Annotated in this window: 22 protein-coding genes; 13 read left to right on the top strand and 9 right to left on the bottom strand. The window is 75.3% G+C overall.

Annotated elements, in window-relative coordinates:
* Positions 1-31: 31 nt before the first annotated feature.
* Positions 32-1318 carry an NYN domain-containing protein gene (locus HNR08_RS22500; protein ID WP_146840145.1) on the top strand — a complete coding sequence of 429 codons (1287 nt, stop codon included), beginning with the start codon at positions 32-34 and terminating at the stop codon, positions 1316-1318.
* On the opposite strand, the gene HNR08_RS20865 is transcribed toward HNR08_RS22500, so the two are convergent.
* Together HNR08_RS20865 and HNR08_RS20860 are read right to left on the bottom strand one after the other, a co-directional pair.
* Complete coding sequence (locus tag HNR08_RS20865) at positions 1315-2310, bottom strand: IS481 family transposase (protein ID WP_183835256.1); 996 nt, start codon at positions 2308-2310, stop codon at positions 1315-1317. The genes HNR08_RS22500 and HNR08_RS20865 overlap by 4 nt on opposite strands.
* Before the next feature lie 173 nt (positions 2311-2483).
* The gene (locus HNR08_RS20860) at positions 2484-4295 is read right to left on the bottom strand and encodes an AMP-dependent synthetase/ligase (RefSeq protein ID WP_146840710.1); all 1812 of its coding nucleotides are present in this window, start codon (positions 4293-4295) and stop codon (positions 2484-2486) included.
* 291 nt (positions 4296-4586) lie between these two features.
* On the opposite strand from HNR08_RS20860, the gene HNR08_RS20855 reads away from it, so the two are divergent.
* Complete coding sequence (locus HNR08_RS20855; RefSeq protein ID WP_146840709.1) at positions 4587-5531, top strand: ROK family glucokinase; 945 nt, start codon at positions 4587-4589, stop codon at positions 5529-5531.
* 44 nt (positions 5532-5575) lie between these two features.
* Here HNR08_RS20855 and HNR08_RS20850 read toward each other — a convergent pair whose 3' ends face one another.
* Positions 5576-6211 (bottom strand): hypothetical protein, encoded by a 636-nt coding sequence (locus HNR08_RS20850; RefSeq protein ID WP_146840708.1) that lies wholly within the window; start codon positions 6209-6211, stop codon positions 5576-5578.
* Positions 6212-6297: 86 nt separating this feature from the next.
* Between HNR08_RS20850 and HNR08_RS20845 the strand changes: the two genes are divergently transcribed.
* The 3 genes from HNR08_RS20845 (at position 6298) to HNR08_RS20835 (ending at position 9781) form a co-directional block, all read left to right on the top strand.
* On the top strand, positions 6298-7074 hold the full coding sequence (locus tag HNR08_RS20845) for a lysophospholipid acyltransferase family protein (protein ID WP_146840711.1): 777 nt from the start codon (positions 6298-6300) through the stop codon (positions 7072-7074).
* A gap of 134 nt (positions 7075-7208) precedes the next feature.
* On the top strand, positions 7209-8429 hold the full coding sequence (locus tag HNR08_RS20840) for a pyrophosphate--fructose-6-phosphate 1-phosphotransferase (RefSeq protein WP_146840707.1): 1221 nt from the start codon (positions 7209-7211) through the stop codon (positions 8427-8429).
* Positions 8429-9781, top strand: a complete 1353-nt coding sequence (locus HNR08_RS20835; RefSeq protein ID WP_146840706.1) for a class II 3-deoxy-7-phosphoheptulonate synthase — start codon at positions 8429-8431, stop codon at positions 9779-9781. Before HNR08_RS20840 ends, HNR08_RS20835 begins: the two co-directional genes overlap by 1 nt.
* Positions 9782-9865: 84 nt before the next feature.
* Here the strand turns inward: HNR08_RS20835 and pknB are convergent, their stop codons facing one another.
* The gene (pknB, locus tag HNR08_RS20830) at positions 9866-11848 is read right to left on the bottom strand and encodes a Stk1 family PASTA domain-containing Ser/Thr kinase (protein WP_146840705.1); all 1983 of its coding nucleotides are present in this window, start codon (positions 11846-11848) and stop codon (positions 9866-9868) included.
* Between the two features lie 48 nt (positions 11849-11896).
* Complete coding sequence (locus HNR08_RS22495) at positions 11897-13303, bottom strand: lytic transglycosylase domain-containing protein (protein WP_183835254.1); 1407 nt, start codon at positions 13301-13303, stop codon at positions 11897-11899.
* 237 nt (positions 13304-13540) lie between these two features.
* Between HNR08_RS22495 and HNR08_RS20820 the strand changes: the two genes are divergently transcribed.
* Entirely contained in the window at positions 13541-13966 is a 426-nt protein-coding gene (locus HNR08_RS20820) for an Rv2175c family DNA-binding protein (RefSeq protein ID WP_146835336.1), read from the top strand.
* Positions 13967-13983: 17 nt separating this feature from the next.
* Here HNR08_RS20820 and HNR08_RS20815 read toward each other — a convergent pair whose 3' ends face one another.
* Positions 13984-15102 (bottom strand): polyprenyl synthetase family protein, encoded by a 1119-nt coding sequence (locus tag HNR08_RS20815; RefSeq protein ID WP_146835334.1) that lies wholly within the window; start codon positions 15100-15102, stop codon positions 13984-13986.
* A 17-nt stretch (positions 15103-15119) separates the two neighbouring features.
* Positions 15120-15647 carry a hypothetical protein gene (locus HNR08_RS20810; RefSeq protein ID WP_221286400.1) on the bottom strand — a complete coding sequence of 176 codons (528 nt, stop codon included), beginning with the start codon at positions 15645-15647 and terminating at the stop codon, positions 15120-15122.
* Positions 15648-15774: 127 nt separating this feature from the next.
* Between HNR08_RS20810 and HNR08_RS20805 the strand changes: the two genes are divergently transcribed.
* The 3 genes from HNR08_RS20805 (at position 15775) to HNR08_RS20795 (ending at position 19522) form a co-directional block, all read left to right on the top strand.
* Positions 15775-17220 carry a DUF4192 family protein gene (locus HNR08_RS20805; protein WP_146835332.1) on the top strand — a complete coding sequence of 482 codons (1446 nt, stop codon included), beginning with the start codon at positions 15775-15777 and terminating at the stop codon, positions 17218-17220.
* A gap of 127 nt (positions 17221-17347) precedes the next feature.
* The gene (locus HNR08_RS20800; protein ID WP_146835329.1) at positions 17348-17746 is read left to right on the top strand and encodes a universal stress protein; all 399 of its coding nucleotides are present in this window, start codon (positions 17348-17350) and stop codon (positions 17744-17746) included.
* Positions 17747-17959: 213 nt separating this feature from the next.
* Positions 17960-19522, top strand: a complete 1563-nt coding sequence (locus HNR08_RS20795; protein ID WP_146835326.1) for an RNA polymerase sigma factor — start codon at positions 17960-17962, stop codon at positions 19520-19522.
* A 70-nt stretch (positions 19523-19592) separates the two neighbouring features.
* Here HNR08_RS20795 and HNR08_RS20790 read toward each other — a convergent pair whose 3' ends face one another.
* Positions 19593-20324 carry a TetR/AcrR family transcriptional regulator gene (locus HNR08_RS20790; RefSeq protein WP_246802988.1) on the bottom strand — a complete coding sequence of 244 codons (732 nt, stop codon included), beginning with the start codon at positions 20322-20324 and terminating at the stop codon, positions 19593-19595.
* 99 nt (positions 20325-20423) lie between these two features.
* On the opposite strand from HNR08_RS20790, the gene HNR08_RS20785 reads away from it, so the two are divergent.
* Positions 20424-21182: a DUF4386 domain-containing protein gene (locus tag HNR08_RS20785; protein WP_146835323.1), complete on the top strand. Its 759-nt coding sequence runs from the start codon at positions 20424-20426 to the stop codon at positions 21180-21182.
* A 70-nt stretch (positions 21183-21252) separates the two neighbouring features.
* Here the strand turns inward: HNR08_RS20785 and HNR08_RS20780 are convergent, their stop codons facing one another.
* Positions 21253-21483 (bottom strand): DUF7455 domain-containing protein, encoded by a 231-nt coding sequence (locus HNR08_RS20780; RefSeq protein WP_246802987.1) that lies wholly within the window; start codon positions 21481-21483, stop codon positions 21253-21255.
* A 135-nt stretch (positions 21484-21618) separates the two neighbouring features.
* Between HNR08_RS20780 and HNR08_RS20775 the strand changes: the two genes are divergently transcribed.
* The 3 genes from HNR08_RS20775 (at position 21619) to HNR08_RS20765 (ending at position 25522) form a co-directional block, all read left to right on the top strand.
* Positions 21619-23811, top strand: coding sequence for a DNA gyrase/topoisomerase IV subunit B (locus tag HNR08_RS20775; protein WP_210737386.1), 2193 nt, complete (start codon positions 21619-21621; stop codon positions 23809-23811).
* A 74-nt stretch (positions 23812-23885) separates the two neighbouring features.
* Entirely contained in the window at positions 23886-24953 is a 1068-nt protein-coding gene (locus tag HNR08_RS20770) for a GNAT family N-acetyltransferase (RefSeq protein ID WP_146835314.1), read from the top strand.
* An 89-nt stretch (positions 24954-25042) separates the two neighbouring features.
* Positions 25043-25522 (top strand): MarR family winged helix-turn-helix transcriptional regulator, encoded by a 480-nt coding sequence (locus tag HNR08_RS20765; RefSeq protein ID WP_146835310.1) that lies wholly within the window; start codon positions 25043-25045, stop codon positions 25520-25522.
* The last annotated feature ends 181 nt before the right edge of the window (positions 25523-25703 follow it).

Below are 25703 nucleotides of genomic sequence, written 5' to 3'. Positions count from 1 at the left end.
GGGGCCGCGTCCGCCCCGTAGGGTGGCGCGCATGTCCGCCCCCGTCCCCGCCGCCACCCGCGCCGCCGTGGTCCGGCTGGCGGCGGAGGTGCTCGGGGCGCTCGACCCCGCCGCCGTGCCGGCCCCACTCGCGGCGGTGCGCCGGTTCGCCCCGCGCCGCCGGGCCGAGGCGGGCGCCGGGCCGCTCTGGGCGGCCGTCGAGGGGGACGACGCGTTCCGCGCGCGCGTGGCCCGGGCGTGGTCGCAGGCGCACCCCGAGGGCGCGGCCGAGGTGCTCGCGGGCGGCACCGGCGACGCGGCCGCGACGGGGGAGCGCCCCGACCTCGCGGCCGGCCTGGTGCTGCTCCGCCCGGACGGCTGGCAGGACCGGCTGGCCGCGCTCGCCCCGGCCCCCGAGCCGGACGCCGGGCCGGAGGCGCCCGCCGCGCCCGCCGAGGACCCCGCCGCCGGCCTGCACCGCCTCGCCGCCCGCCTCGCCGCCGAGTCCGAGCGCGCCGACGCCGCCGAGGCCGAGGCCGCCGCGCTGCGCAAGGAGCTGCGCCGGCTGCGGTCGGACGCGGACCGGGCCCGCGCGGAGGCCCGCCGCGCCGCGGAGCACGCCGCGGAGGTCGCCGCCGCCGCCGAGCGGGTGCACGCCGAGACCGCCCGGGTGCGCGCCGCCGCGGACGAGGACCGCCGCCGAGCCGACGACCTCGCCCGCACGGCCCGCCAGGACGCCGCGGTGCTCCGGGAACTCGCCGAGGTCCGGGTGCGCCTGCTGCTCGACACGCTGGTCGAGGCGGGCTCGGCCTTGCGCGAGGAGCTGGCGCTGCCGCCCGCGGGCCGGATGCCCGCCGACCTGGTCGCCCCGGCGCCGGGCCCCGGCGCCGGACCCCGCGGGACGTCGCGCGGCCGGTCCGCCGACGACCCGGCCCTGCTGGACGAGCTGCTGGCGATGCCGCGCGCGCACCTGCTGGTCGACGGCTACAACGCGTCGAAGCTCGCGTGGCCGGACCAGACGCTCGCCGAGCAGCGCCGGCGCCTGACCGAGCGGCTGGCGAACCTCGCCGGGCGCACGGGGGCCGAGGTGACGTGCTGCTTCGACGGCCGGGACGCCCCGCCCGCCGAGCGCGCCCCCTCGGCACCGCGTGGGGTGCGGGTGCTGTTCTCGCAGGGGGAGATCGCGGACGACCTGCTGCGCCGGCTGGTGCGCGCCGAGCCCGCGGGCCGGGTCGTGGTGGCCGTCACCAGCGACCGGGCGCTGGGCACGGACCTCGAGGCCGCGGGCGCGCGCGTGCTGCCGTCGGCCACGCTGATCGGCCGGCTCGGGCGCGTCTAGGTGTGATGTCCAGGGAGGTTGGTCAGTCGGGTGATCGGTGGCCGGCCGCCGATGGCGGAGTGGGCGCGGTGGTGATTGTAGAAGTGCAGCCAGCCGGGAAGGGCCGCGCGGCGCTGGTCTTCTGAGCCGTAGAACCGGGCGTAGGCCCACCCGTCGGCCAGGGTGCGGTGGAAGCGTTCGATCTTGCCGTTGGTCTGGGGCCGGTAGGGGCGGGTGCGCTTGGCGGTGATCCCGAGGTCTGCGCAGCCCTCGCGCCAGGCGTGGGACATGTAGGCCGAGCCATTGTCGGACAGGACGCGCTCGACGATCACGCCGTGGTCGGCGAACCAGGCCGTGGCGCGTTGCAGGACCCCGATCGCGGTCGTTGCCTTCTCGTCGGCGTGGATCTCGATGTAGGCGACGCGGGAGTGGTCATCGATCACGGTGTGCAGGAACGCGGTGCCGATGTTCGGGTGGCCCTTGCTGGTGCGGCCGGTGCGCACCGCGGTGGCGGCCTTGTTCTTGTCACCTTGCTGCTTGCCGACATAGCGCCAGCCGCCGCCGTCGGGGATGTTGCCGAACTTGGTCACATCGACGTGGATCAACGCGCCGGGGTGGTCGTGCTCGTAGCGGCGCAGCGGCTCGCCGGTGACCCGGTCGATCCGAGACAGCCGGTTGATCCGGCAGCGGACCAGGACCGCGTGGACCGTGGACGCCGGCATGCCCAGGCGACCGGCGATCTGGACCGGGCCGAGCCGGTGACGCCAGCGCAGCGCCACGATCTGACGCTTGACGCGCTCGGGCGTCCTGCTCGGACTGCGGTGCGGGCGGCAGCTGCGGTCACTCATCCCCGCTGGCCCCTCGGCCCGGTAGCGAGCGGCCCACTTCGCTGCGGTTCGAGGACTGACCATGAACATCTTCGCCGCGCTCGAGCAGGTCCAGCCCTGCTCGACGACCAGGCGCGCCAAGCGGAGCCGGGTCTTGGGAGTCAGCGTCGCGTTAGCGTGGGACACGAAGGCCTCCAGGGTGTGAAGCGGTTCTCGACAGCTCCACTTCACAACTGGGGGCCTTCACCTGTCAGGCCGACTCACCGCCGCCAAGCGGGACAACCTCCCTGGACATCACATCTAGGCACGGCGAGCGGCGGCCGGCACGCCCCCGCGCCGGCCGCCGCTCGCGCGCCCCGTCAGCCCGCCTGGTCCCCGGAGTAGATCGCCTCGACGTCCGTGGCGTAGTCCTTCAGCACGTGCGTGCGCCGGACGCTGAGCTTGGGCGTGAGGTGCCCGCTGGCGATCGTCAGGTCGCGCTCGAGGATCCGGTACCGGCGGATGGACTCGGCCCGGGACACCGCGCGGTTCGCCCGCTCGACGCCCTGGTCGATCGACGCGAGCACCTCGGGGTCGCGCGCCGCCTCCGCGACGGTCAGCGGCTCCCGCCCGTGCGCCGCGCACCAGCCGGGCAGGCCCTCGGCGTCGAGCGTGACGAGCGCCCCGATGAACGGCCGGCCGTCGCCGACGACGACCACCTGGCTGATCAGCGGGTGCGCGCGCAGCCGGTCCTCCAGCACGGCGGGCGCGACGTTCTTGCCGCCCGCGGTGACGATGATCTCCTTCTTGCGCCCGGTGATCCGCAGGTAGCCGTCCGCGTCGAGCGACCCGAGGTCCCCGGTGCGGAACCAGCCGTCGTCGAAGGCCTCCTCGGTCGCGACGGGGTTGCCGTGGTACCTCCGGAACACCTGCGGCCCGCGGACCTCGACCTCGCCGTCCGCGGCGATCCGCACCGACGTGCCCGGCAGCGGGGGGCCGACGGTGCCGATCCGCGTCTTGCCGGGCAGGTTCACCGTGGCCGGCGCGGTGGTCTCGGTCAGGCCGTAGCCCTCCAGCACCCGCACGCCGATGCCGCGGAAGAAGTGCCCGAGCCGCTCGCCCAGCGGGGCCCCGCCGGAGATCGCCCACTCGACGCGCCCGCCCATGGCGTCCCGCAGCTTGTGGAACACCAGCTTGTCGGCCACGGCGTGCTGCACCCGCAGCCCCAGCCCGGGACGGCCGTCGTCCAGCGCCCGCGAGTACGCGATGGCGGTCCGCGCCGCCCACTGGAAGATGCGGCGCTTCCCGCTCGCGGCGGCCTTCTGCTCGGCCGAGTTGTAGACCTTCTCGAACACCCGTGGCACCGACAGGATGAACGTCGGCCGGAACTCGCCGAGGTCCTGCAGCAGCTGCTTGGTGTCCGGCGTGTGCCCGAGGACGGACCCGGCGGGCATGCACAGCACCTCGACGAACCGCGCGAACACGTGCGCGAGCGGCATGAACAGCAGCGTCCGGGACCCGGGGGTCGCGACGACCTCGTGCAGGCCCTCGACCGCGTTGCGCGCGAGGACCGAGAAGTTGCCGTGCGTGAGCTCGACGCCCTTCGGCCGCCCGGTGGTGCCGGACGTGTAGATGAGCGTCGCCAGGTCGTCCCGGCCCGCGAGGCGCCGCCGGCGGTCGATCTCCGCGTCGGGGACGTCGGCGCCCGCGGCGGCGAGCCGGTCCACGGCGCCCTCGTCGATGACGAGCACCTCGCGCAGCAGCGGCGCCTCGGGGCGCACCTCCGCGACGGTGGCGGCGTGCTCGGCCGACTCGACCACCAGCAGGGTGACGGCGGCGTCCGTGAGGATCCAGTGCACCTGCTCGGCGGACGAGGTCTCGTAGACGGGCACGGGGACGGCGCCGGCGCTCCACAGGGCCCAGTCGAGCAGCGTCCACTCGTACCGGGTCCGCGACATGATCCCGACCCGGTCGCCGGGCGCCACGCCGGCGGCCACGAAGCCGCGGGCGACGTCGCGGACACGGCGGTCGAACGCGCGGGCGCTGACGGTGTGCCACGTCGTGCCGCCGCCGGGCGTCTTGTACTCGATGAGCGGGCCGTCGCCGGTCTCGGCCACGCGGGCGGACAGCAGGTCGAGCAGGTTCTCCCGCGGACCTGCGTCGACGAGCAGGGGGGTGCTGAACTCCTCCATGATCCTGGCTCCATTGTCAGAGGTCGGAAGGTGTCGGCAGCATAAGGGACTTTCGTCCTAGTCGCAGGGGTCCGGCGCGCCGGTCACCCGTCCGAGCGCGCGGGGTCCGCCGCACCGGTGTGGGAGCGCGTGCAGGGTTTGTCCGGAACGCGCGCTAGCGTGGGGTCGCACACGCGCGCGACGCTGCCGCCGAACCGGCGCCGCAGCGGTCGGTCCGGCCGGGTGGTACCGGTCGCAGCGCCGGTGCGCCATCGTGCGAGACGCACAACCACGACGCGGAAGCGGGGAGAGATGCACGCCATCGGTGTGGACATCGGCGGGACGAAGATCGCCGCCGGTGTGGTCGACGAGGACGGCCGGATCATCGCCAAGACCCGGCGCGACACCGACCCCCGCGACTCCGCGAGCGTCGACCGCGGCGTGATCGAGGCGTGCCAGGAGCTCGCCGAGAAGCACGACGTCGGCGCCATCGGCCTCGCCGCCCCCGGCTTCATCGCCGCGGACCAGACCACGGTGCTGTTCACCCCGAACCTGCCGTGGCGCGAGCACCCGCTGCGCGACATCGTCGCCAAGGAGCTCGGCGAGGACGTGCAGATCGTCGTCGAGAACGACGCCAACGCCGCCGGCTGGGCCGAGTTCGCGTTCGGCGCGGCCCGCGACGTGCAGGACATGCTGCTGCTCACCATCGGCACCGGCCTCGGCGGGGCGCTCGTCGTCGGCGGCAACCTCATCCGCGGCGCCTGGGGCGTGGCGGCCGAGGTCGGCCACATGCGCGTCGTCCCCGGCGGCCACTACTGCGACTGCGGGCACGAGGGCTGCTGGGAGCAGTACGCCTCGGGCAGCGCCCTGGTGCGCGACGCCCAGGCGGCGCTCATCACGCAGCCGGAGCGCGGCATGCGCCTGCTGGAGCTCGCGGGCGGCGACGCCGACGAGCTGACCGGCCCGCAGGTCACCCAGGCCGCGCAGGAGGGCGACCCGCTCGCCGTCGAGCTGCTGGCCGAGCTCGGCCGGTGGATCGGGGAGGGCTCCGCGTCCGTCGCGGCCCTGCTCGACCCGGCGATCGTCGTCATCGGCGGCGGCGTCAGCGCGGCCGGCGACCTGCTGCTCGCCCCGGCGCGCAACGCGTTCCTCGACCAGCTCTCGGCGCGCGGGCACCGGCCCGAGGCCACCTTCGCCCTCGCCTCGATGGGCAACGACGCGGGCATCGTCGGCGCGGCCGACCTCGCCCGCCGCTGACGGCACCCCGCCCGCGACGCACCCCGCGGCTCGGGCGGCCGGTCTCAGACGACCGCGCCGTCCGAGTCGTCGTCGCCGCCCTCGCCCCGCCGGTGGGGCATCCGCCACAGCAGCACGACGAGGCCCAGCAGGAACACCGCCACGGACGCCTGCAGGAGCGCCGGCGGCGCGTCCCGCCACGCGATCAGCACGACCAGCCACAGCACCGGCATGCCGCCCACGGCGAACCACGCCATCGTCAGCAGCGGGTCGCCGCCGAGCACGGGGCCCGGGTCCGGCGGCTGGAAGTGCTCCGCCTCGTCGACCCGCCGCTCGGCGTCGTCGATCTGGTCGGTGGCGTCCCAGTCGCGCCCGGAGAGCTCGCGGGGGACCTCCGGTGCGTCCGGCGCGTCGTCGCCGGACCCCGGCCGGGCGGGCCGCACGACCCGCCGGTCGTTGACCCACGGCGCGACGGGGTAGGTTACGGCGGGACCGGACGACGTCCGCGGGTCGTCCTGGCCTGCGGCGCCGGAGGTCTCGGTCCCGTCCGCCGGGTCCGGCCCGCCCTGCAGCTCCGCGACGATCGCGGCCCACTGCTCGTCGGAGACCGGGGGCCCGGAGGGCCCGGGAGCGCGCGCCTCGTCGCGCTCGTCGCCGTCCGGGGACGAGTCGTCGGCGGGTCGGTCGGGACGCGGGGCCATGGCAGCACTCTAGAGTCGGTCGGACCGAGGGGCGCGGGAGTCCCGCGGTGACGAGGGCGAGAGGTGGCAGGTTGTTCTACTGGTTGATGAAGCGGGTGCTGATCGGCCCGCTGCTGCACCTGCTGTTCCGCCCCTGGGTGCGCGGGGCCGAGCACGTGCCGAGCAGCGGCGCGGCGATCCTCGCCAGCAACCACCTGGCCGTGATCGACTCGTTCTTCCTGCCCCTGGTGCTGGACCGCGAGATCGTCTTCATCGGCAAGAACGAGTACTTCACCGGCCGCGGCCTCAAGGGCCGGCTCACCGCGGGCTTCATGCGCGGCGTCGGCACCATCCCGGTCGACCGCTCCGGCGGCAAGGCGTCCGAGGCGGCGCTGCGCACCGGCCTCAACCGGCTGGAGGAGGGCAAGCTCTTCGGCATCTACCCGGAGGGCACCCGCAGCCCCGACGGCCGGCTCTACCGCGGCAAGACCGGCGTGGCCCGCCTGGCGCTCGAGTCCGGCGCCCCGGTCATCCCCGTCGCGATGGTGGACACCGACAAGGCCCAGCCGCTCGGCCAGCGCCTGCCGCGCCCGCGCCGGATCGGCGTCGTCATCGGCGAGCCGCTCGACTTCAGCCGGTACCAGGGCATGGAGAACGACCGGTTCATCCTGCGCTCGGTCACCGACGAGATCATGTACTCCCTCATGAGCCTGTCCGGCCAGGAGTACGTCGACATCTACGCCGCCACGCAGAAGGCGCGCATCGCCACCGGGCACCCGGCGGCCACCGGCCCGAGCGCCCCGGAGCCCACCGCCCCGGGCGGCCGCGCCGTGCCCGATGTCCAGCCTCCGGTCCCGCCGGAGGAGGACGCCCCGGCTCAGTAGGATGAGCCCGTCCGCCGCGCCCGGTGCGCGGCGGCACCCCGGACCTCGGTCCTGGTTCCGGGTCTCGTGCGTCGCGTTCAGTGGCGCGCGGGCTGGGGACCCCCAGCCGTGCTGATCAACGAGAGGTGTGTCTCATGTCGGTTCGTCGCGTCGCGCTCCTGACCGCGGGTGGCTTCGCTCCGTGCCTGTCCTCGGCCGTCGGTGGCCTCATCGAGCGGTACACCGAGATCGCCCCCGAGGTGGAGATCATCGCGTACGAGCACGGCTACTACGGGCTGCTCCGCGGGGACAAGATCGTCATCGGCCCCGAGGCGCGCGCCCAGGCCGGCATCCTGCACCGGTTCGGCGGCTCGCCGATCGGCAACTCCCGCGTCAAGCTCACCAACGCGGCGGACTGCGTCAAGCGCGGGCTGGTCGCCGAGGGCCAGGACCCGCTGCAGGTCGCGGCCGACCAGCTCAAGGCCGACGGCGTCGACGTGCTGCACACCATCGGCGGCGACGACACCAACACCACCGCGGCCGACCTCGCCGCGTACCTGGCGGAGAACGACTACGGCCTGACCGTCGTCGGCCTGCCGAAGACCATCGACAACGACGTGGTGCCGATCAAGCAGTCGCTGGGCGCCTGGACCGCCGCCGAGGAGGCCGCCGGCTTCGCCGCGAACGTCATCGGCGAGCACCGCTCCGGCCCGCGCATGCTCATCGTGCACGAGGTCATGGGTCGGCACTGCGGGTGGCTGACCGCCGCCGCCGCCTCGGAGTACCGCAAGTGGCTCGACGCCCAGGAGTGGGCCCCGGCCCTCGGCCTGACGCGCGAGCGCTGGGACATCCACGCCGTGTTCCTGCCCGAGCTCGCCATCGACATCGACGCCGAGGCCGCGCGCCTCAAGGCGATCATGGACGAGCAGGGCAACGTCAACATCTTCCTGTCCGAGGGCGCGGGCATGCACGAGATCGTCGAGCAGCTCGAGGCGTCCGGCGCCGAGGTGCCGCGCGACCCGTTCGGCCACGTCAAGCTCGACACGATCAACCCGGGCCAGTGGTTCGCGAAGCAGTTCGCGGAGAAGCTCGGCGCCGAGAAGGTCATGGTCCAGAAGTCCGGCTACTACTCGCGCGCCGCGGCCGCGAACGCCGAGGACCTGCGCCTCATCAAGTCGATGACCGACCTGGCCGTCGAGTGCGCCCTGCGCGGCGAGGCCGGCGTCATCGGCCACGACGAGGAGGACGGCGACCGCCTCAAGGCCATCGCGTTCCCGCGGATCGCCGGCGGCAAGGCGTTCGACGTCTCGCAGCCGTGGTTCGGCGCGCTCCTGAAGGGCATCGGGCAGCCCCTGGTGCCCGCAGCGGCCCACTGATGAGCGTCGAGGCCGACCCGACGGTGCTCCAGGGCCTGGAGCACTGGCGGACCCTGCCCGTCACGCAGCAGCCCGCCTGGCCCGACGCGGACGCCCTCGCCCGCGTCGGCGCCCGGCTGGCCGGCCTGCCCCCGCTCGTGTTCGCGGGGGAGGCCGACGCGCTGCGCGGCCAGCTCGCGGCCGCCGGCCGGGGCGAGGCGTTCCTGCTGCAGGGCGGCGACTGCGCCGAGACGTTCGCGGAGGCCACGGCCGACAACATCCGCGGCAAGATCATGACCGTCCTGCAGATGGCCGTCGTGCTCACGTACGGCGCCAGCCTGCCGGTCATCAAGATGGGCCGGATGGCGGGGCAGTACGCCAAGCCGCGCTCGTCCGAGACCGAGACCCGGGACGGCGTCACGCTGCCCGCGTTCCGGGGCGACATCATCAACGGCTTCGAGTTCACCCCCGAGGCCCGCACGCCGGACCCGGAGCGGCTGCTCGACGCCTACCACACGTCCGCGTCGACGCTGAACCTCATCCGCGCGTTCACCACCGGGGGCTTCGCGTCGCTGCTGCGGGTGCACGAGTGGAACCGGGGCTTCACCGCCAACCCGGCGTACGCCCGGTACGAGGAGATCGCCGCGGAGATCGACCGCGCGATCCGGTTCATGGCCGCGTGCGGGGCGGACTTCGACGCCCTGCGGACCGTGGACTTCTACTCGAGCCACGAGGGGCTGCTGCTCGACTACGAGCGGCCCCTCACCCGGATCGACTCGCGGACCGGCCTGCCGTACGACTGCTCGGCGCACTTCCTGTGGATCGGGGAGCGCACGCGGCAGCTCGACGGGGCGCACGTGGACTACTTCTCCCGCGTGCACAACCCCCTCGGCATCAAGCTCGGCCCGACCTCGACGGCGGACGACGCGCTGCGGCTGATCGACAAGCTCAACCCCAGCGCCGAGGCCGGCCGGATCACGTTCATCACCCGCATGGGGGCGAGCAAGATCCGCGACCTGCTGCCGACGCTGGTCGAGAAGGTCACGGCCGACGGCCGCCCCGTCACGTGGGTGTGCGACCCGATGCACGGCAACGGCATCACCTCGGCGTCCGGGTACAAGACCCGCCGGTTCTCCGACGTCATGGACGAGGTCGCCGGGTTCTTCGAGGTGCACCGCGCGCTCGGCACCGTGCCGGGCGGGCTGCACATCGAGCTCACCGGGGACGACGTCACCGAGGTGCTCGGCGGCGCGGAGGAGATCGACGACGCCGGGCTGGCCCGCCGGTACGAGACGCTCGTCGACCCGCGGCTGAACCACCAGCAGTCGCTGGAGCTCGCGTTCCAGGTGGTGGAGCTGCTCCGCCGGAGCTGAGCGCGGCGGCCGGGCCCGCACGCACGACGGCGCCCGTCTCCCCTCGCGGGAGGCGGGCGCCGTGGCGTCCGGGCGGTGTGCGGGTCAGACCACCGTGAGGCGGACCGTGGTGCCCTTCGGCACGGCCTCGCCGGCGACGACGCTCTGGTCGCGCACGGTGCCGAAGATGCCGCCGAGGACGTTCTGCCGCTCGGCCTTGAGGCCCAGCGCCTCCAGGGCGGCAGCCGCCTCGTCGTACTGCTTCCCGCGGAGGTTCGGCATCTCGACGGTCTCCGGGCCCTTGGACACGGTCAGGGTGACGGTGTCCGTCCGGTGCCCGGGGGTGCCGCCCACGGGGTCCTGCGAGATGACCAGGCCGGCCTCGAGGTCGTCGCTGAACGCCTCCACGACGGCCACCTTCAGCCCCAGACCGTCCAGGGTCGCGGTCGCCTCCTCGAGCGTCGCCCGGGTCACCGACACGATCGTCACGGGCTCGGGCCCGTCGGACAGCGTCAGGGTCACCGTGGACCCGCGCACCACCTGGGACCCGGCGCCCACAGGGTTGCCGGCCTTGTCCGTCGCCGCGAGGACCTCGCCGATCGCCGCGACGTCGTCGTAGTGGTCACCCTCGGCGACGACCGACTCGACGCCGATCGAGTCCAGCACCGCGGCGGCCTCGTCCTGCATCGTCTTCACCAGGTCCGCGGGCACCTCGACGAAGTCCGGCCCGCGCGAGACGTGGAGCGTGACCGTCCCGTCCTTGCGGACCCGGTCGCCGTCGCCGGGGTCGGCGGAGATGACCGTGCCCGCGACGACCGTGTCGTGGAACTGCTCCGCGGGGTCCGCGGTCAGCCCCTCGTCCTCGAGCGCCGCCACGGCGGCGTCCTGCGTGAGGCCGGAGACCTCCGGCACCGTCGTGTAGGCGCCCGGGCCGACCTGGGTGTACCACCACGCCCCGCCGCCGACCAGGCCGACGAGCAGGACGGCGGCGAGCACCCACCAGCGCCGCCGGCGGGACCGCCGGGCGGGTACCGGTGTGCCGGGAGCGGACGCGGTGACGACGCCGATGGGCAGCGCCACGGTGCGGCCGGGCGCCTCGATCCGGGTGGTGGCGTCGGCGGGTGCCGGGTCCTCGTCCCCGGGTGCCGCGGCCGCGGGGGCGTCGTCGGGGTCGGTGGCCTGGGGGAGCGCGACGGCGGGCGCCACGTCCGCGCGGCGCGCCAGTGTGGCGGGGTCCAGGGCGGTGCGGGTCCGCCGGAGCAGGGCGAGCGCGGCGGCGGCGTCGGCGGGCCGGTCGTCGGGCTCGCGCGCGGCAAGGGCGGCGACGAGCTCGTCCACCTCGACCGGCAGCCAGGACGCGGCGTCGGACGGCGCGGGCACGTCGGAGTTCACGTGCTGGAACGCGATCTGGATGGGCGTCTCGCCGGTGAACGGCTGGGCGCCGGTGAGCATCTCGTACAGCAGCACGCCCGCGGCGTACACGTCGGTCCGGGCGTCGCTGGTCCCGTGCACCACGAGCTCCGGCGCGAGGTAGGCGACCGTGCCGAACACCGTGCCGGTCGTCGTCGAGGTGACCTCGGTGACCGCCCGGGCCAGCCCGAAGTCCGCGACCTTGATCCGGCCGTCCGACGCCAGCAGCACGTTCTCGGGCTTGACGTCCCGGTGCACCAGGCCGGCGCGGTGCGCGGCGGCGAGCGCGTCCAGCACCCGCTCGGCCACGTCGAGCGCCTCGCCGACGGTGAGGGACCCGCGCTCGGCGAGGTGCCGGCGCAGGTTCACGCCGTCGACGTACTCCATCGTGAGGTAGGAGGTCTCGCCGTCGACGCCCTGGTCGTAGACGCCGACGAGCCCCGGGTGCGTCAGCCGTGCGGCCGCCCGCGCCTCCCGCCGGAACCGCGCCACGAAGTCCGCGCCCGCGGCGCCCTCGGCGAGGTGCGGGTGCATGACCTTGAGCGCGACGTCCCGGTCCAGGCGCCGGTCCACCGCGAGGTACACCGTGGCCATGCCGCCGCGCGCGATGCGCGACACGACCTCGTAGCGCCCGTCGACCAGCTGGCCGACGAGCGGATCGGTGACGGTTGCTCCCACGGGCGGAAGTCTACGGGCGCGGGGTGGGGGAGCCCGGGAGGCCCGCGCTCAGTAGCGCGCCATCAGCGTCTGGACGTTCGCGACGTACCGCCGGGTGTCGCTGAACATGCCGTTCCGCTTCACGGAGCCGGCGCCCTGGTAGTACGAGGCGATGGCCGTCGGCAGGTCCGGCGACGTCTTCACGAGCTGGCGCAGGATCGCGACGCCGGCCACCACGTTGTCGTCCGGGTCCAGCAGGTTGAGGTCGCGCCCCACGAGCTGCGAGGCCCACTCGCCGGAGGTCGGGATGACCTGCATCGTGCCGATCGCGTTGGCCGGGGACACGGCGGTCTGGTCGAAGCCGGACTCCTGGGTGGCGATCGCCTGCGCGAGGGCCGGGTCGACGCCCATGGTGCGGGCGGTCGCGGCGACCTTGGCCTGCATCGCGCTCTTGGAGGGGACGCCCATGGCGAGGAGCGTGGCCTTGTTCGCGTTGGCGGAGGCGACGACGCTCGGCGCGTAGGTGCGGCCGAGGAACGTGTTGCCGACCAGCGTGGTGCCCGACGTCGCGGCGGCGGCCGTGGCGGTGGCGCCGGTGCCGGGGATGCTCAGGGTCTGGCCGACGCGGATGAACGCGCGGGAGTCGAGCCCGTTGGCGGCGACGACGGCGGAGACGGTGGTGCCGTACTTCTTCGCGATGGCCGAGACGGTCTCGCCGGAGGCGACGGTGTGGGACCCGCCGGTGGCGGCTGCGGGGGCGGCTGCGGTGGCCGGGGCGGTGGCGCCGGTGCCGGGGATGCTGAGGGTCTGGCCGACGCGGATGAACGCGCGGGAGTCGAGCCCGTTGGCGGCGACGACGGCGGAGACGGTGGTGCCGTACTTCTTCGCGATGGCCGAGACGGTCTCGCCGGAGGCGACGGTGTGGGACCCGCCGGTGGCGGCGGGCGCGGCTGCGGTGGCCGGGGCGGTGGCGCCGGTGCCGGGGATGCTCAGGGTCTGGCCGACGCGGATGAACGCGCGGGAGTCGAGCCCGTTGGCGGCGACGACGGCGGAGACGGTGGTGCCGTACTTCTTCGCGATGGCCGAGACGGTCTCGCCGGAGGCGACGGTGTGCGACCCGCCGGTGGCGGCGGGCGCGGCTGCGGCTGCGGGAGCCGCGGCGGTTCCGGACGTCGGGATGGTGAGGCGCTGGCCCTCGCGGATGAAGGCGCGCGCGTCGAGGCCGTTGGCCGAGCGCACCGCGGACACCGTCGTGCCGTGGCGGGCGGCGATGTGGCTGACGGTGTCGCCCGAGCGCACCGTGTGCTGCTCGTCCGCGTGCGCGACGCCGCCGGTGGCGGTCACGGCGACGGCGGCGATGGCGATCGCGCCGGTCCCGGTCGCGAGCCGGCGGCCGCGGCGCCCGGGCGTGCGGGCCGGGGTGCCGTCCTGGCGGAGGTCGGCCTGGTCCGTGAGGGCGAGGGCGGGCTGCGTCATGGTGGGGACCCCTGTGCTGAGAGCGCGTGGTGCTGGAGTGGTGCGCGTGACGTGTGTGACTGATGTGACTGAAGTGACCAGTGCGACGGTAGCCCACGGGCGCGGGGGTGGGAAGCGGGCGGGTGATATGTCCGTTTGACCAGTGCTTTCCGGGCGCCGGCATCACACCCGCGGGGGAGCAGGGTGCGCCGAGCGGGCGAACGGCCCCCGGCCGCCGGGCTCGGTACGCTGGCCCGCGTGACTGCGCAGCCCCAGCCCGATGACCTGGTCGACTCCTGGCTGACCGTGCCCGACGTGGCCGACGAGCTCGGCATCGACGCCGGCAAGGTCCGCCGCCTCCTCAAGGAGCGCCGCCTCGTGGGCGTGCGCCGGGGCGAGCCCCCGGTGCTGAGCGTCCCGGCCGCCTTCCTGGTGCCGGTGGACGCCGCGAACCCGGTGGCCGACCCGCACGGCGACGCCGACGACGACGCCCCGGTCGCGCGCGCGGCCGTGCTCGCGTCCCTGCAGGGCACGCTGTCCGTGCTCGGGGACACCGGGTTCTCCGACGCGGAGGCGATCGTCTGGCTGTTCACGCCGGACGAGTCGCTGCCGGGCCGGCCGGTCGACGCCCTGCGGGCCGGCCACAAGACCGAGGTGCGCCGCCGGGCGCAGGCCCAGCTCTAGGTCCGGGCCTGGCCGGCTCAGGCGCGGCGGTCGACCGCCGCGTGGGCCAGGCGGACCAGCATGTCCCGGCCGTCCTCGGCCAGCGGCGCGGCGGCGAGCGCGGCGAACGCCCGGTCGCCGAGCCCCGCGATCAGATCCTCCACCTCGGCGACCGCGCCGCTGCCGGCGATCCGGTCGGCGAGCGCCCGGCAGGAGGCGTCGTCGAGGCCGCGGTCCCCGAGCCCGGCGTGCAGCGCGTCCGCGAGCTCCGCGTCGCCCGTCGCGACCGCGCGGCCCATCGCCCGCGCGACGAGCACGGTGCGCTTGCCCTCGCGGAGGTCGTCGCCCGCCGGCTTGCCCGTGGCCTCCGGGTCGCCGAACACCCCGAGCAGGTCGTCGCGGAGCTGGAAGGCCTCGCCGAGCGGCAGGCCGTACTCGCGGATCGACTCGAGCGCCACCTCGTCCGCCCCGGCGAGCACCGCGCCCAGCAGCAGGGGGTTCTCCACGGAGTAGCGGGCGGTCTTCGCGACGATGACCTCGCGAGCGCGCGCCTCGTCCGCCGCCGGGTCGTCGCCCCACGGGAGCACCTGGGCGAGCAGGTCGAGGTACTGGCCGACGGTCACCTCGGTGCGCATCCGCTCGAACACCGCGTGCGCGCGGGCGCGGCGCCCTGGGTCGAGGTCGGCGACGGCGTGCACGAACTCGCGCTCGCTCGCCACCAGCGCCAGGTCGCCGAGCAGGATCGCCGCGGACTCCCCGAACCGGCGGGGGTCGCCGGACCACTTCTCGTCGGCGTGCAGCGCGGCGAACCGGCGGTGCGCGGACGGGCGGCCCCGGCGGGTGTCGGAGTCGTCCATCACGTCGTCGTGGAACAGCGCCGCAGCCTGGAACAGCTCGAGCGCGGCGCCGACGCGCAGCACCACGTCGGCCTCCGTGGACCCGGGCGCCCCGCCGTGCGCGCGCCAGGACCAGTAGCAGAACGCGGCGCGGAGCCGCTTGCCGCCGCCGAGCATCCGGCCGAGCTCGTCGGCCAGCGGCGCCGCGCCCGCGCCCGACGCGGCGAGCTCGGGGACCAGCCCCTCCACGTGCGCCGTCAGCAGGGCGTCGACCCGGGTCCGGAGATCCTCGACGTCGACCAGGGCGGGGGCGGGGCTCACGCCGCGAGCCTAGGGCCTCACAGGCGGACCGACCCGCCCAGCGTCAGCGTCCGGATGCCGTCGCGGTCCAGCACCCCGAGCGTCAGGAGCTCGGTGCCGTCGCTGCCGCGGACGAACGTCGACGAGGCCGCCAGCCCGGACGACGCGGCGTCCAGGACGGTCTCCGCGAAGCCCGCCGCAGCCAGCTGGTCGCGCACCGCCTGCACCAGGTCCGCGGTGGCGAGCGGGGTGCGCAGGTTGAGGCTGATGACCGTCAGACCGGTCGCGGCGTCGGTCTCGGCGCTGGACACGAGGATCTCGCTGCCCTCGGGCGGGGCGACGAGGTCGGACGGGAACCCGGGGGCCAGCCCGCCGACGGCCGAGCCGGTCGACGACGGGCTCGGCAGCAGCGACTCCGTCGGCGACGGTGCCGTCAGGTCCGGGGCGGCGGTGGACGTGGCCGTCGGTGCGGGCCCGTCGCTGTCCGCCGAGCACGACGCGGTGGCGAGGACGGCGGCCACGACGAGGGGCGTGAGGCGGAGGACCGTGCGGGGGCGGGCGAGCACGCCGACACAGTAGCGCCGCTCCACGAGCGGTCACCGAGTCCTCCACAGGGTCGGACGGCGTGCGTGGTCCCCAGGCCGGCGGCCGGGGCACTCACGGCGGAGTGCGGGGCGCGCTGGGGTGGTCGGCATGACGACGCAGACGACCGCCAGCACCCGGCCCGACCTCGCCACCACCCCGCCCGGCCCCGCCGCCCCGCCCGACCCCGGCACGTGCCCCGACCGCGGTCCTGCCCGCGGTGCGGCGCGCACCCTGCTCGCCCGGCTCCCGCGCGAGCTCCGGTTCCGGCCGCGCGACTGCGTGCTCGCGGTCGCGCTGCGCGGACCGGACCGGACGCCCGGGCTCATCGCCCGCATCGCCCTGCCCGACCTGCTGTGCCCCTCGGGGCCGGAGCTGCTCGGCCGGCTCGCCGGGCACCTGGTGGCCGACGGCGCGAGCGAGGTCGTCGTGGTCGTGTGCTGCGACGGGCCGGACCCGCGGCGCCCGGACGAGGGGCTGCGCGCCGACCCCGGCGCGACCGCGAGCCGCGCGGCCGCCGCGGCGTGCGCCGCCCTCGAGGACGTCGGACCGCTCGCCGTGTGGCTCGTGACCGGGGACCGCTACCTCGGGCTCGGCTGCCGGGACGCCCGCTGCTGCCCGCCGGCCGGCCGGCCGCTCGCCGACCTGGGGGACCCCGACCCGTGGGGGACCGCCCCGCCGGAGGTGCTCCGGTCCCGGGACGACGTGGGCGTGGTTCCCCGGGCCACGGCGGGGCGACGGCGGTCCGCGGCGGCCGCGCGGTCGCGCTGGGCCGATGCCCGGCGGCGGGCGGTGGGGTCCGCGGACGTGCTGGCGTGGCGGCAGCGCTCGCTGCAGACGTGGCGCACCGCGCTGGCCGCGGCGCTGGAGGCGGGCCCGGACGAGCCTGCCGACCTCGGCCCGGCACAGGTCGGGCGGATCGAGGCCGCGCTCGACGACACCGCCCTGCGGGACGCGGTCGTCCTGACCCTCGTGGCGCCGGACGAGGAGCTCGCGGACGCCCTCGTCCGGCACGCGCCGCTGGGCCCGTCGGGCCCGTGGGACGAGGAGGGCCTCGACGACGAGGACGAGCCCGGCGACCCGGACGACCCGGACGACCCGGAGGAGGTCGTCCCGCGCGCGACCGTGCCGGCGTGGCCGCCGGTCGGCGGGCGGCGGGTGCCGGACGGGCGGGGCGCGCCCGACCCGGTCGACGGTGCACCCGACGGCGGGCGGCACCGCGGCGCGTGGCGGCGCGAGGCGGGCGCGGTGTCGGCCGGCGTGCGCCGCGCGCTCGACACCCTCGTCGAGCCGCGCCGCGCGCGGGAGCCCGACGAGGCGCTCGTCGACGCGGCGTGCCAGGTGCTCGAGGCGGTGGCCGCCCACGGCCGCGCCGGCCGGCAGGCGCCGGCACTGACCGTGCTGGCGCTGCTGGCGTGGTGGTGCGGGGACGGCGTGCGCGCCCGCGTGCTGGTCGAGCAGGCGCTGGCGCACGACCCGGGGCACCGGCTCGCCGAGCTGCTCGACCGGGCGCTCGCGCTCGGCCTGCCGCCGGGCTGGCTGCGTCGTGGCTGCTGAGCGCGTCGCGGTCGGTCGTGCCGACGGAGGCGTTCCGGTACGGTCGGACCACGGTCCACGGCAGCACCCGCGCGACGGCGCACCGGTGGCCCGCCGCAGACGTCGAGCACACGCGCGAGGAGCACCCATGAGCATCGTGGTCGGGTACCTGGCGACGGTCGAGGGGCGTGCCGCCCTCACCGCCGCGACGGGGGAGGCGGTCCGCCGCTCGGAGCCGCTCGTCGTGGTCGTGAGCGAGCGCGGCGACGAGAGCGACGAGCACAAGGCGGAGCTGGCCGCGGCGCTCGACGAGGCGCGCGGGTCCCTCGAGTCCCGGGGGATCCCGCACGACGTCCGGGTGATCGCCGGCGGCCGCGACGTGGCCGAGGACCTCATCGCCACGGCGGAGGAGACCGGCGCGACGCTCATCGTGATCGGCCTGCGGCGGCGCAGCCCCGTCGGCAAGCTGATCCTCGGCGCCAACGCGCAGCGCATCCTGCTCGACTCCCCGTGCCCCGTGCTCGCGGTCAAGCCCGACCCGAGCTGACCACCCCCGCCCGGGGACACGCCCGGGCCACCGGGGGTGTCGCGCGGGGAATCCTGGGGCGGTCCCGCGCGTTGAGCACATCTGACAGGGTCACCTGCCGCGCCGACCAGGGCCTCGCCACCCGCCGGCGATGCTCCGCCGTGGGCGCGGCCGGTACAATATCGAGGTACCCGATGCGCCGAACCGGGTCCCTTTGCTGCCGAAAGGTCATTCGTGACGCCCCAGACTTCCACCCCCACCCTTCCGCGTGAGTTCGAGCACCCCGCCCTGCAGGACCTCGTCCGCCGCGGGCGCACCAGCGGGAGCGTCGACGCCGCCGCCCTGCGCTCGGCGTGCGAGGCCGCCCAGGTGGAGGACGCCAAGCGGCTGAAGGCCGTCGTGCGCGGTCTGGCCAACGCCGGGATCACGGTGTCCGAGCCGACCGCCGCGGCCCCGCGCGTCGCTGCCGCGACCACCGCGAAGGCCCGCCCGTCCGCGAAAGCCGTCGTGGCCGAGGACGGCGAGGAGGCCGCCGCGAAGCCCGCCGCCAAGAAGCGCGCCGCCGCGAAGCCCGCCGCCAAGAAGGCCGTCGCCGGCAAGGCCGCCACCGCCAAGCCGGTCAAGGGGTCGAAGGCCAAGGGCGACGACGAGGTGGACGAGGAGGACGTGGACCTCGAGGACGTCGAGATCGACGACGCCGACCTCGAGGCCGGCGACGACGCCACCGACGCCGAGGACACCACCGAGGAGCCGGAGGCCGAGGACGCCGCCGCCAAGCCGGCCGCACCGGGCGCGAAGTCCGAGGACGAGACCGAGGACACCGGCTTCGTCGTGTCCGACCGCGACGAGGACGACGCCCCGGCGCAGCAGGTCGTCACCGCCGGCGCCACGGCCGACCCGGTCAAGGACTACCTCAAGCAGATCGGCAAGGTCGCGCTGCTGAACGCCGAGCAGGAGGTCGAGCTCGCCAAGCGCATCGAGGCCGGCCTGTTCGCCGAGGAGCGCCTCGCGGCGATCGGCGGCGAGCTCGAGCCGAAGGCCCGCCGCGAGCTGCAGTGGATCGCGCAGGACGGCCGTCGCGCCAAGAACCACCTGCTCGAGGCCAACCTCCGCCTGGTCGTCTCGCTCGCGAAGCGGTACACCGGCCGCGGCATGCTGTTCCTGGACCTCATCCAGGAGGGCAACCTCGGTCTGATCCGCGCGGTCGAGAAGTTCGACTACACCAAGGGCTACAAGTTCTCGACGTACGCCACCTGGTGGATCCGGCAGGCGATCACCCGCGCGATGGCCGACCAGGCCCGCACCATCCGCATCCCGGTGCACATGGTCGAGGTCATCAACAAGCTCGCGCGCGTCCAGCGGCAGATGCTGCAGGACCTCGGCCGGGAGCCCACGCCGGAGGAGCTCGCCAAGGAGCTCGACATGACCCCCGAGAAGGTCGTCGAGGTCCAGAAGTACGGCCGCGAGCCCATCTCGCTGCACACCCCGCTCGGTGAGGACGGCGACTCCGAGTTCGGTGACCTCATCGAGGACTCCGAGGCCGTGGTGCCCGCCGACGCGGTGAGCTTCACCCTGCTGCAGGAGCAGCTGCACCAGGTCCTCGACACGCTGTCCGAGCGCGAGGCCGGCGTGGTGTCCATGCGGTTCGGCCTCACCGACGGCCAGCCGAAGACCCTGGACGAGATCGGCAAGGTCTACGGCGTGACCCGCGAGCGGATCCGCCAGATCGAGTCGAAGACCATGTCCAAGCTGCGGCACCCCAGCCGCTCGCAGGTCCTGCGCGACTACCTGGACTGAGCCGGCGCGACCGGTGCCGACGGGCCCGCCTCCCACCCCGGGAGGCGGGCCCGTCCGCGTCGTTCCGGGGCTACGCGGGTCGCTCGGCGTCGCGCGGGTACCCCGGCGAGCTCCAGCCGCCCCGGTGGAGGCGCTCGGCGCCGTCGAGCACCAGGTCGAGCCCGAACGCGAACTCGAACTCGTCGTCGCAGCCGCGCCCGACGCCGGACAGGTCCCCGCGCGTCGCCGCGACCGCGATCTCCAGGACGTGCGGGAAGCGGCGGGCGAACTCCGCCGCCATCGCCTGCTGCGCCTCCGGGTCCAGCGGCGGTGCGTCCGGGTCGACGGGCTCCTCGAACAGCTCGGGGCTGAATCCCCAGATGCGGTTCCCCAGCGCGTGCATGACGTGGTGGGTCAGGTCGATGGAGAAGCCGCCCGCGCGGAACGCCCCCGCGACCGAGTCCATGTGGCCGAGCACCGCCGCGGTGCGCCGGGTCCGCGACTCGATCGCCTGCCGCGCCCACGGGTGCCGCAGCACCGCACGCCGCGCCGACAGGACCCGCTGGCGCACGTCGTCCTTCCACGGGGCAGCGGGGTCGGGCGGGTCGAACTCGGCGATCACGAGGTCGACCATGCCGTCGACCAGCTCCTCCTTGTCCGCGACGTGCTTGTACAGCGCCATCGGGACGACGCCGAGCTCCTGGGCGAGCCGGCGCATGCTCACCGCGGCGAGCCCGACCTCGTCGGCGAGGTCGACGGCCGCGCGCAGGACCCGGTCCCGGTTCAGCGGGGCGCGTCGGCCGCCGCGCGGCTGCGTGGTCACCGTGCTGCCTCCTCGGATCTTGACAGGTGGACACCGTACACCTAGCGTCCCGGCATGAGGTGTACGCCGTACACCCGGAACCGTCCCGAGGAGCGCGCCATGACCCGCACGACGCCGACGCCCACCCCGACGCCGGCACCCCGCGGACCCGCGGCGGCCACGAGGCGGGCCGCCCGGGTGGCCGGTGTGCTGTACCTGCTGACCTTCGTCACCTCGATCCCGACGCTGCGGCTGTACGCGCCGCTGCGGGAGGAGGGCGACCTCCTCCTCGGCGGGGGCGCCGCCACCGGCGTCACGGCCGGCGCGCTCCTCGAGGTGCTGCTCGCCCTCGCGTGCGTCGGGACCGCGGTGGTGCTGTACCCGGTGACCCGGCGGCACGGCGAGACGGCCGCCCTCGGGTTCGTCGCCTCGCGCCTCGTGGAGGCCGGGCTGATCCTCGTCGGGGCGGTGGCCGTGCTGTCGGTGGTCACGCTGCACCGGGACCCGGGCGGGCCGGACCCCGCGGCGCTGCGGGCGGGCGGCGACGCCCTCACCGTCGTGCACGACTGGACGTTCCTGCTCGGCCAGAGTCTGATGCCGGTGCTGAACGCCCTGTTCCTCGGCACCGTGCTCTACCGGTCCGGGCTGGTGCCCCGGGTCATCCCGGCGATCGGTCTGGCGGGTGCACCGCTCCTGCTCGCCTCGGACCTCGCGATCGTCGCGGGGGTCTACGCGCAGGGCACCGCGCCCGCCGCGCTCGCCGCGCTGCCGATCGCCGCGTGGGAGCTCGCGCTCGGCGTGTGGCTGGTCGTCCGCGGCTTCCGCCCCGTGCCGGTCCCGGCCGGCACGGCACCGGTCGCGGAGCCGGTCGCGCGGTAGCGGGGGTCCCGCGGACGCAGGACGGCCCCGGACCTCGCGCGAGGTCCGGGGCCGTCCCGTGTCGGAGGGGTCAGCGCGCCGCCGCAGCCCCCGCGCCGTGCTCGGCGAGGAGCTTGTCCGTCTCGTCCTGGACGTGCGTCGCGACCTGCGAGTACTTCGGCGCGTGCTCGCGCGCGTGGTGCGCGCAGAACAGGAGCTCGCCCACGGGCAGGTGCACGCGGACGTAGGCCTGAGCACCGCAGCGGTCGCAGCGGTCGGCTGCGGTCAGCGGGGTCGTCGTGCTCTCGATAGTCCCAGTCACGTTGTCATACAACCATCTGCGCGCCGGATCCTTCCCGTCGGGAGCGGGTGGTTCGCTCCGGGCGAAGCGGATGTCACCCGGCGCTCACATCCCCGCAACACGACCGGCACACACGCGCCGCGCGAGCGGTCCGGCATGGTGCCGCAGGACTGTCCGGGGGAGCGATTAGGCTTCGGCACCGTGTCGACCGCATCCGCCGAGTCCAGCTACACCGCCCGCCACCTGTCCGTGCTGGAGGGCCTCGAGGCCGTCCGCAAGCGCCCGGGCATGTACATCGGGTCCACGGACTCCCGCGGCCTCATGCACTGCCTCTGGGAGATCATCGACAACTCCGTCGACGAGGCCCTCGCCGGGCACGGCGACAGGATCGACGTCGTGCTGCACGCCGACTCCTCGGTGGAGGTGCGCGACCAGGGTCGCGGCATCCCCGTGGACGTCGAGCCCAAGACGGGCCTGACCGGCGTCGAGGTCGTGCTCACCAAGCTGCACGCGGGCGGCAAGTTCGGCGGCGGCTCCTACGGCGCGTCGGGCGGCCTGCACGGCGTCGGCGCCTCGGTGGTGAACGCGCTGTCGTCGCGGCTGGACGTCGAGGTCGACCGCGGGGGCAGGACGCACCGGATGACGTTCCACCGGGGCGAGCCGGGCGTGTTCGACGACGCCGCGGGCCGGACGCCGGAGTCGCCGTTCGAGCCGTTCGTCGCCCGCTCGCAGCTCGACGTCGTCGGCAAGGTCGCGAAGGGCCGCACCGGCACCCGCATCCGGTACTGGGCGGACCGGAACATCTTCCCGACCTCGGCGGTGTTCTCGTACGACGAGCTCGTGACGCGCGCGCGGCAGACCAGCTTCCTGGTGCCGGGGCTGACGATCACCGTCCGCGACGAGCGCGGCCTGCCGGGCACCCCGGGCGCCGAGGGCCCGCACGAGGAGGTGTTCCGGCACGACGGCGGCACGGTCGACTTCGCCGACTTCCTGGCGCCCGACGCGCCGGTCACCGACACCTGGCAGCTGACCGGCTCCGGCTCGTTCAGCGAGACGGTGCCCGTGCTGGACGCCCGCGGGCACATGACGCCGCAGGAGGTGCAGCGCGAGTGCGAGGTCGACGTGGCGCTGCGCTGGGGCACGGGGTACGACACCGAGGTCCGCACGTTCGTCAACATCATCGCGACGCCGAAGGGCGGGTCGCACCTCGCGGGCTTCGAGACGGCGCTGCTGCGCACGCTCCGCAAGCAGGTCGACGCCAACGCCCGCCGGCTGAAGATCTCCGCCAAGGACGGCAGCGACCGCATCGAGAAGGACGACGTGCTCGCGGGCCTCACCGCGGTCGTCACCGTCCGCCTCGCCGAGCCGCAGTTCGAGGGCCAGACCAAGGAGGTGCTCGGCACCGCCCCGGTGCGCGCCATCGTGGCGAAGGTCGTCGACACCCAGCTCGCGGCGATCCTCACGTCCAGCAAGCGCGAGCACAAGGCGCAGTCCGCCGCGCTGCTCGACAAGGTCGTGGGGGAGATGCGCGCCCGGGTGTCCGCCCGGAAGCAGAAGGAGATCTCCCGCCGGAAGACCGCGCTGGAGTCGTCCTCGCTGCCCGCGAAGCTCGCCGACTGCCGCAGCGACGACGTCGAGCGCTCGGAGCTGTTCATCGTGGAGGGCGACAGCGCGCTCGGCACCGCGAAGCTCGCCCGGTCCTCGGACTTCCAGGCGCTGCTGCCCATCCGCGGCAAGATCCTCAACGTCCAGAAGGCCTCGATCTCGGACATGCTGCGCAACGCCGAGTGCGCCGCGATCATCCAGGTGATCGGCGCCGGCTCGGGCCGGACGTTCGACCTCGACGCCGCGCGCTACGGGAAGATCGTGCTGATGACCGACGCCGACGTCGACGGCGCGCACATCCGCACCCTGCTGCTCACGCTGTTCTTCCGGTACATGCGCCCGCTGGTCGAGGCCGGCCGGGTGTACGCCGCCGTGCCGCCGCTGCACCGCATCGAGGTGATCGGCGCCGGCAGCCGGAAGAACGAGTACATCTACACGTACTCGGAGGCCGAGCTCGCCGCGACGCTGAAGAAGCTCGACCGGGCGGGCAAGCGCTACAAGGACGACATCCAGCGCTACAAGGGCCTCGGCGAGATGGACGCGGACCAGCTCTCCGAGACCACGATGGACCCCCGGCACCGCACGCTGCGCCGGGTGACGCTGCCGGCGGCGGAGAGCGCGGACGCGATGGTCCGGCGCGCCGAGGAGACCTTCGAGCTGCTGATGGGCTCGGACGTCGCGCCGCGCAAGGACTTCATCGTCGCGGGCGCCGCCTCCCTGGACGCGAGCCAGATCGACGCCTGACCCCCGGGCGCCCGGCCGCCGCGCCGCGCGGAATGCGCGTGACACCGCGCGGCGCGTGGGGCACGGTGGAGCGCATGTGCCCGCACCCCGACGCGCCCGACCACGCCGCCCCCGCGACGCCCGCCGCGCCGCTGTCCGTCCGCGCCGCTGCGCCCGCGACGCTCCCGGAGCCGGACCCGGCGGCCACCGGCCTGACCTGGCGGCCGCTCGACCGGGCGGACGTCCCGGCCCTCGCCGCGCTGGTCGCACGGGTGGAGGAGCACGACGCCCAGCCGTACCGGACCAGCGAGGTCGAGGTCCACGAGTGGCTCGACGGCGACTGGAAGGACCCGGCCGCGGACGCCCGGCTCGGCGTGGACGCCGACGGCGAGCTCCGGGCCTGGATCGCCGTCGAGGCGCCCCCGGGCGGGGTGCGGCTGGTGCGCGCGTACCTGTCGGGCGGCGTGGACCCCGCCTGGCGGGGCCGGGGGATCGGGCGGGCGCTCGTCGCCTGGGCCACGGCGCGGGCGCGGCAGAAGCTCGCGGCGTCGGAGGCGGACGTCCCGGGCCGGATCGCCGCGTTCCTCGAGGACCACCGCAGCGACGCGATCGCGCTGTACGCCGCGGCCGGGTTCAGCCCGATCCGCTACTACACCGACATGCGCCGCGACCTCGCCGAGCCGCTGCCCGAGGTGCGTGACCCCGAGGGCGTCCGGATCGTGCCGTGGTCCCCGGAGCTCGACGACGCGGTGCGGCTCGCGCACAACGAGGCGTTCGCGGACCACTGGGGCAGCGAGCCGCGCACGCCGGAGACCTGGGTGCAGGGGCGGTCGATGTTCGCCCCGCAGTGGAGCCACGTGGCGGTGGACGTCGCCACCGGCGAGGTCGCCGGGTACGCGATCTCGGGGCGGTACGAGCAGGACTGGCCCGTGGCCGGCTACTCGTCCGGGTACACCGAGCTGCTGGGCGTCCGGCGCGCGTGGCGCGGGAAGGGCGTCGCGGTGGCGCTGCTCCGGGCGACGATGGCGTCGTACCGCGCGGACGGCGTCGAGTACGCGGAGCTGGACGTGGACACCGCGAACCCGTCCGGCGCGCACGGCCTGTACGCCGCGCTCGGGTACCAGGTGACGCACGGGTCGCTCATGACCTCGATCGAGCTCTGAGGCGGCGCCGCAGGTCGGTGCGGCGCGCCCACCCCGCGCGGGTGACATTCCGCCCGTCCGCGCGCTGACGTGGCCCTACGCTGTGCCCCATGACGGTGGCGCAGGGGGACGGGCAGAGCCAGGTGCAGGAGGACGCGACCTGGCGGATGTACCTCGGGTTCGCCCGCGAGTTCTTCACCGCGCTCGAGCGCGGGCTCGGCGCGGAGGCGGGCGTGTCGGTCGCGGACCTCGAGCTGCTGGAGCCGCTGCTGGCCGCCGGCGAGCCCGGCCTGCGTGCCAAGGACCTCGCCGCGGCGGCCGAGTGGCAGGACAGCCGGGTCTCGCACCAGCTGCGCCGCATGGAGCTCCGCGGCCTGGTCACCCGCAGCCGGGACCGGCAGGACGCGCGCGGCACCGTGGTCGGGCTGACCGACGCCGGGGCGGCGGCCGCGCGGGTCGCGCAGGGCACCCGGCGCACGCTGGTCCGGGACCTGCTGATCGGGCCGCTGGACGACGACCAGGTGCGGTCCCTGGAGGACATCTCCGCGCGCGTGCGCGCCCGGGTCGCGGAGGCGGGCCTCGCCCGCTGACGTCGAGCCGCCCGCCCGTCGCGGGTCCGAGCCTGCCCGCGCGGACGGCCCGCGCCCGCCGAGTCGTCCGCGCCCGGCGAGCCGTCCCCTCTCGCCGAGATCGGTCCGCGGCGCCGAGATCGGTCGCTCTGGCGACCGATCTCGGTCGGGGCGTCCGATCTCGGCGGGCGGCGGTGGCGCG

The organism is Cellulomonas hominis, assembly GCF_014201095.1.
Classification (GTDB): Bacteria; Actinomycetota; Actinomycetes; order Actinomycetales; family Cellulomonadaceae; genus Cellulomonas; species Cellulomonas hominis.
This window is presented reverse-complemented; position numbering and strand designations above follow the sequence as displayed.

Coding starts and splice junctions, on each gene's coding strand:
- HNR08_RS22500 (WP_146840145.1), top strand. CDS start 32: ATGTCCGCCCCCGTCCCCGCCGCCACCCGCGCCGCCGTGGTCCGGCTG.
- HNR08_RS20860 (WP_146840710.1), bottom strand. CDS start 4,295: ATGGAGGAGTTCAGCACCCCCCTGCTCGTCGACGCAGGTCCGCGGGAG.
- HNR08_RS20855 (WP_146840709.1), top strand. CDS start 4,587: ATGCACGCCATCGGTGTGGACATCGGCGGGACGAAGATCGCCGCCGGT.
- HNR08_RS20850 (WP_146840708.1), bottom strand. CDS start 6,211: ATGGCCCCGCGTCCCGACCGACCCGCCGACGACTCGTCCCCGGACGGC.
- HNR08_RS20845 (WP_146840711.1), top strand. CDS start 6,298: ATGAAGCGGGTGCTGATCGGCCCGCTGCTGCACCTGCTGTTCCGCCCC.
- HNR08_RS20840 (WP_146840707.1), top strand. CDS start 7,209: ATGTCGGTTCGTCGCGTCGCGCTCCTGACCGCGGGTGGCTTCGCTCCG.
- HNR08_RS20835 (WP_146840706.1), top strand. CDS start 8,429: ATGAGCGTCGAGGCCGACCCGACGGTGCTCCAGGGCCTGGAGCACTGG.
- HNR08_RS22495 (WP_183835254.1), bottom strand. CDS start 13,303: ATGACGCAGCCCGCCCTCGCCCTCACGGACCAGGCCGACCTCCGCCAG.
- HNR08_RS20805 (WP_146835332.1), top strand. CDS start 15,775: ATGACGACGCAGACGACCGCCAGCACCCGGCCCGACCTCGCCACCACC.
- HNR08_RS20800 (WP_146835329.1), top strand. CDS start 17,348: ATGAGCATCGTGGTCGGGTACCTGGCGACGGTCGAGGGGCGTGCCGCC.
- HNR08_RS20785 (WP_146835323.1), top strand. CDS start 20,424: ATGACCCGCACGACGCCGACGCCCACCCCGACGCCGGCACCCCGCGGA.
- HNR08_RS20775 (WP_210737386.1), top strand. CDS start 21,619: ATGGTGCCGCAGGACTGTCCGGGGGAGCGATTAGGCTTCGGCACCGTG.
- HNR08_RS20770 (WP_146835314.1), top strand. CDS start 23,886: ATGTGCCCGCACCCCGACGCGCCCGACCACGCCGCCCCCGCGACGCCC.
- HNR08_RS20765 (WP_146835310.1), top strand. CDS start 25,043: ATGACGGTGGCGCAGGGGGACGGGCAGAGCCAGGTGCAGGAGGACGCG.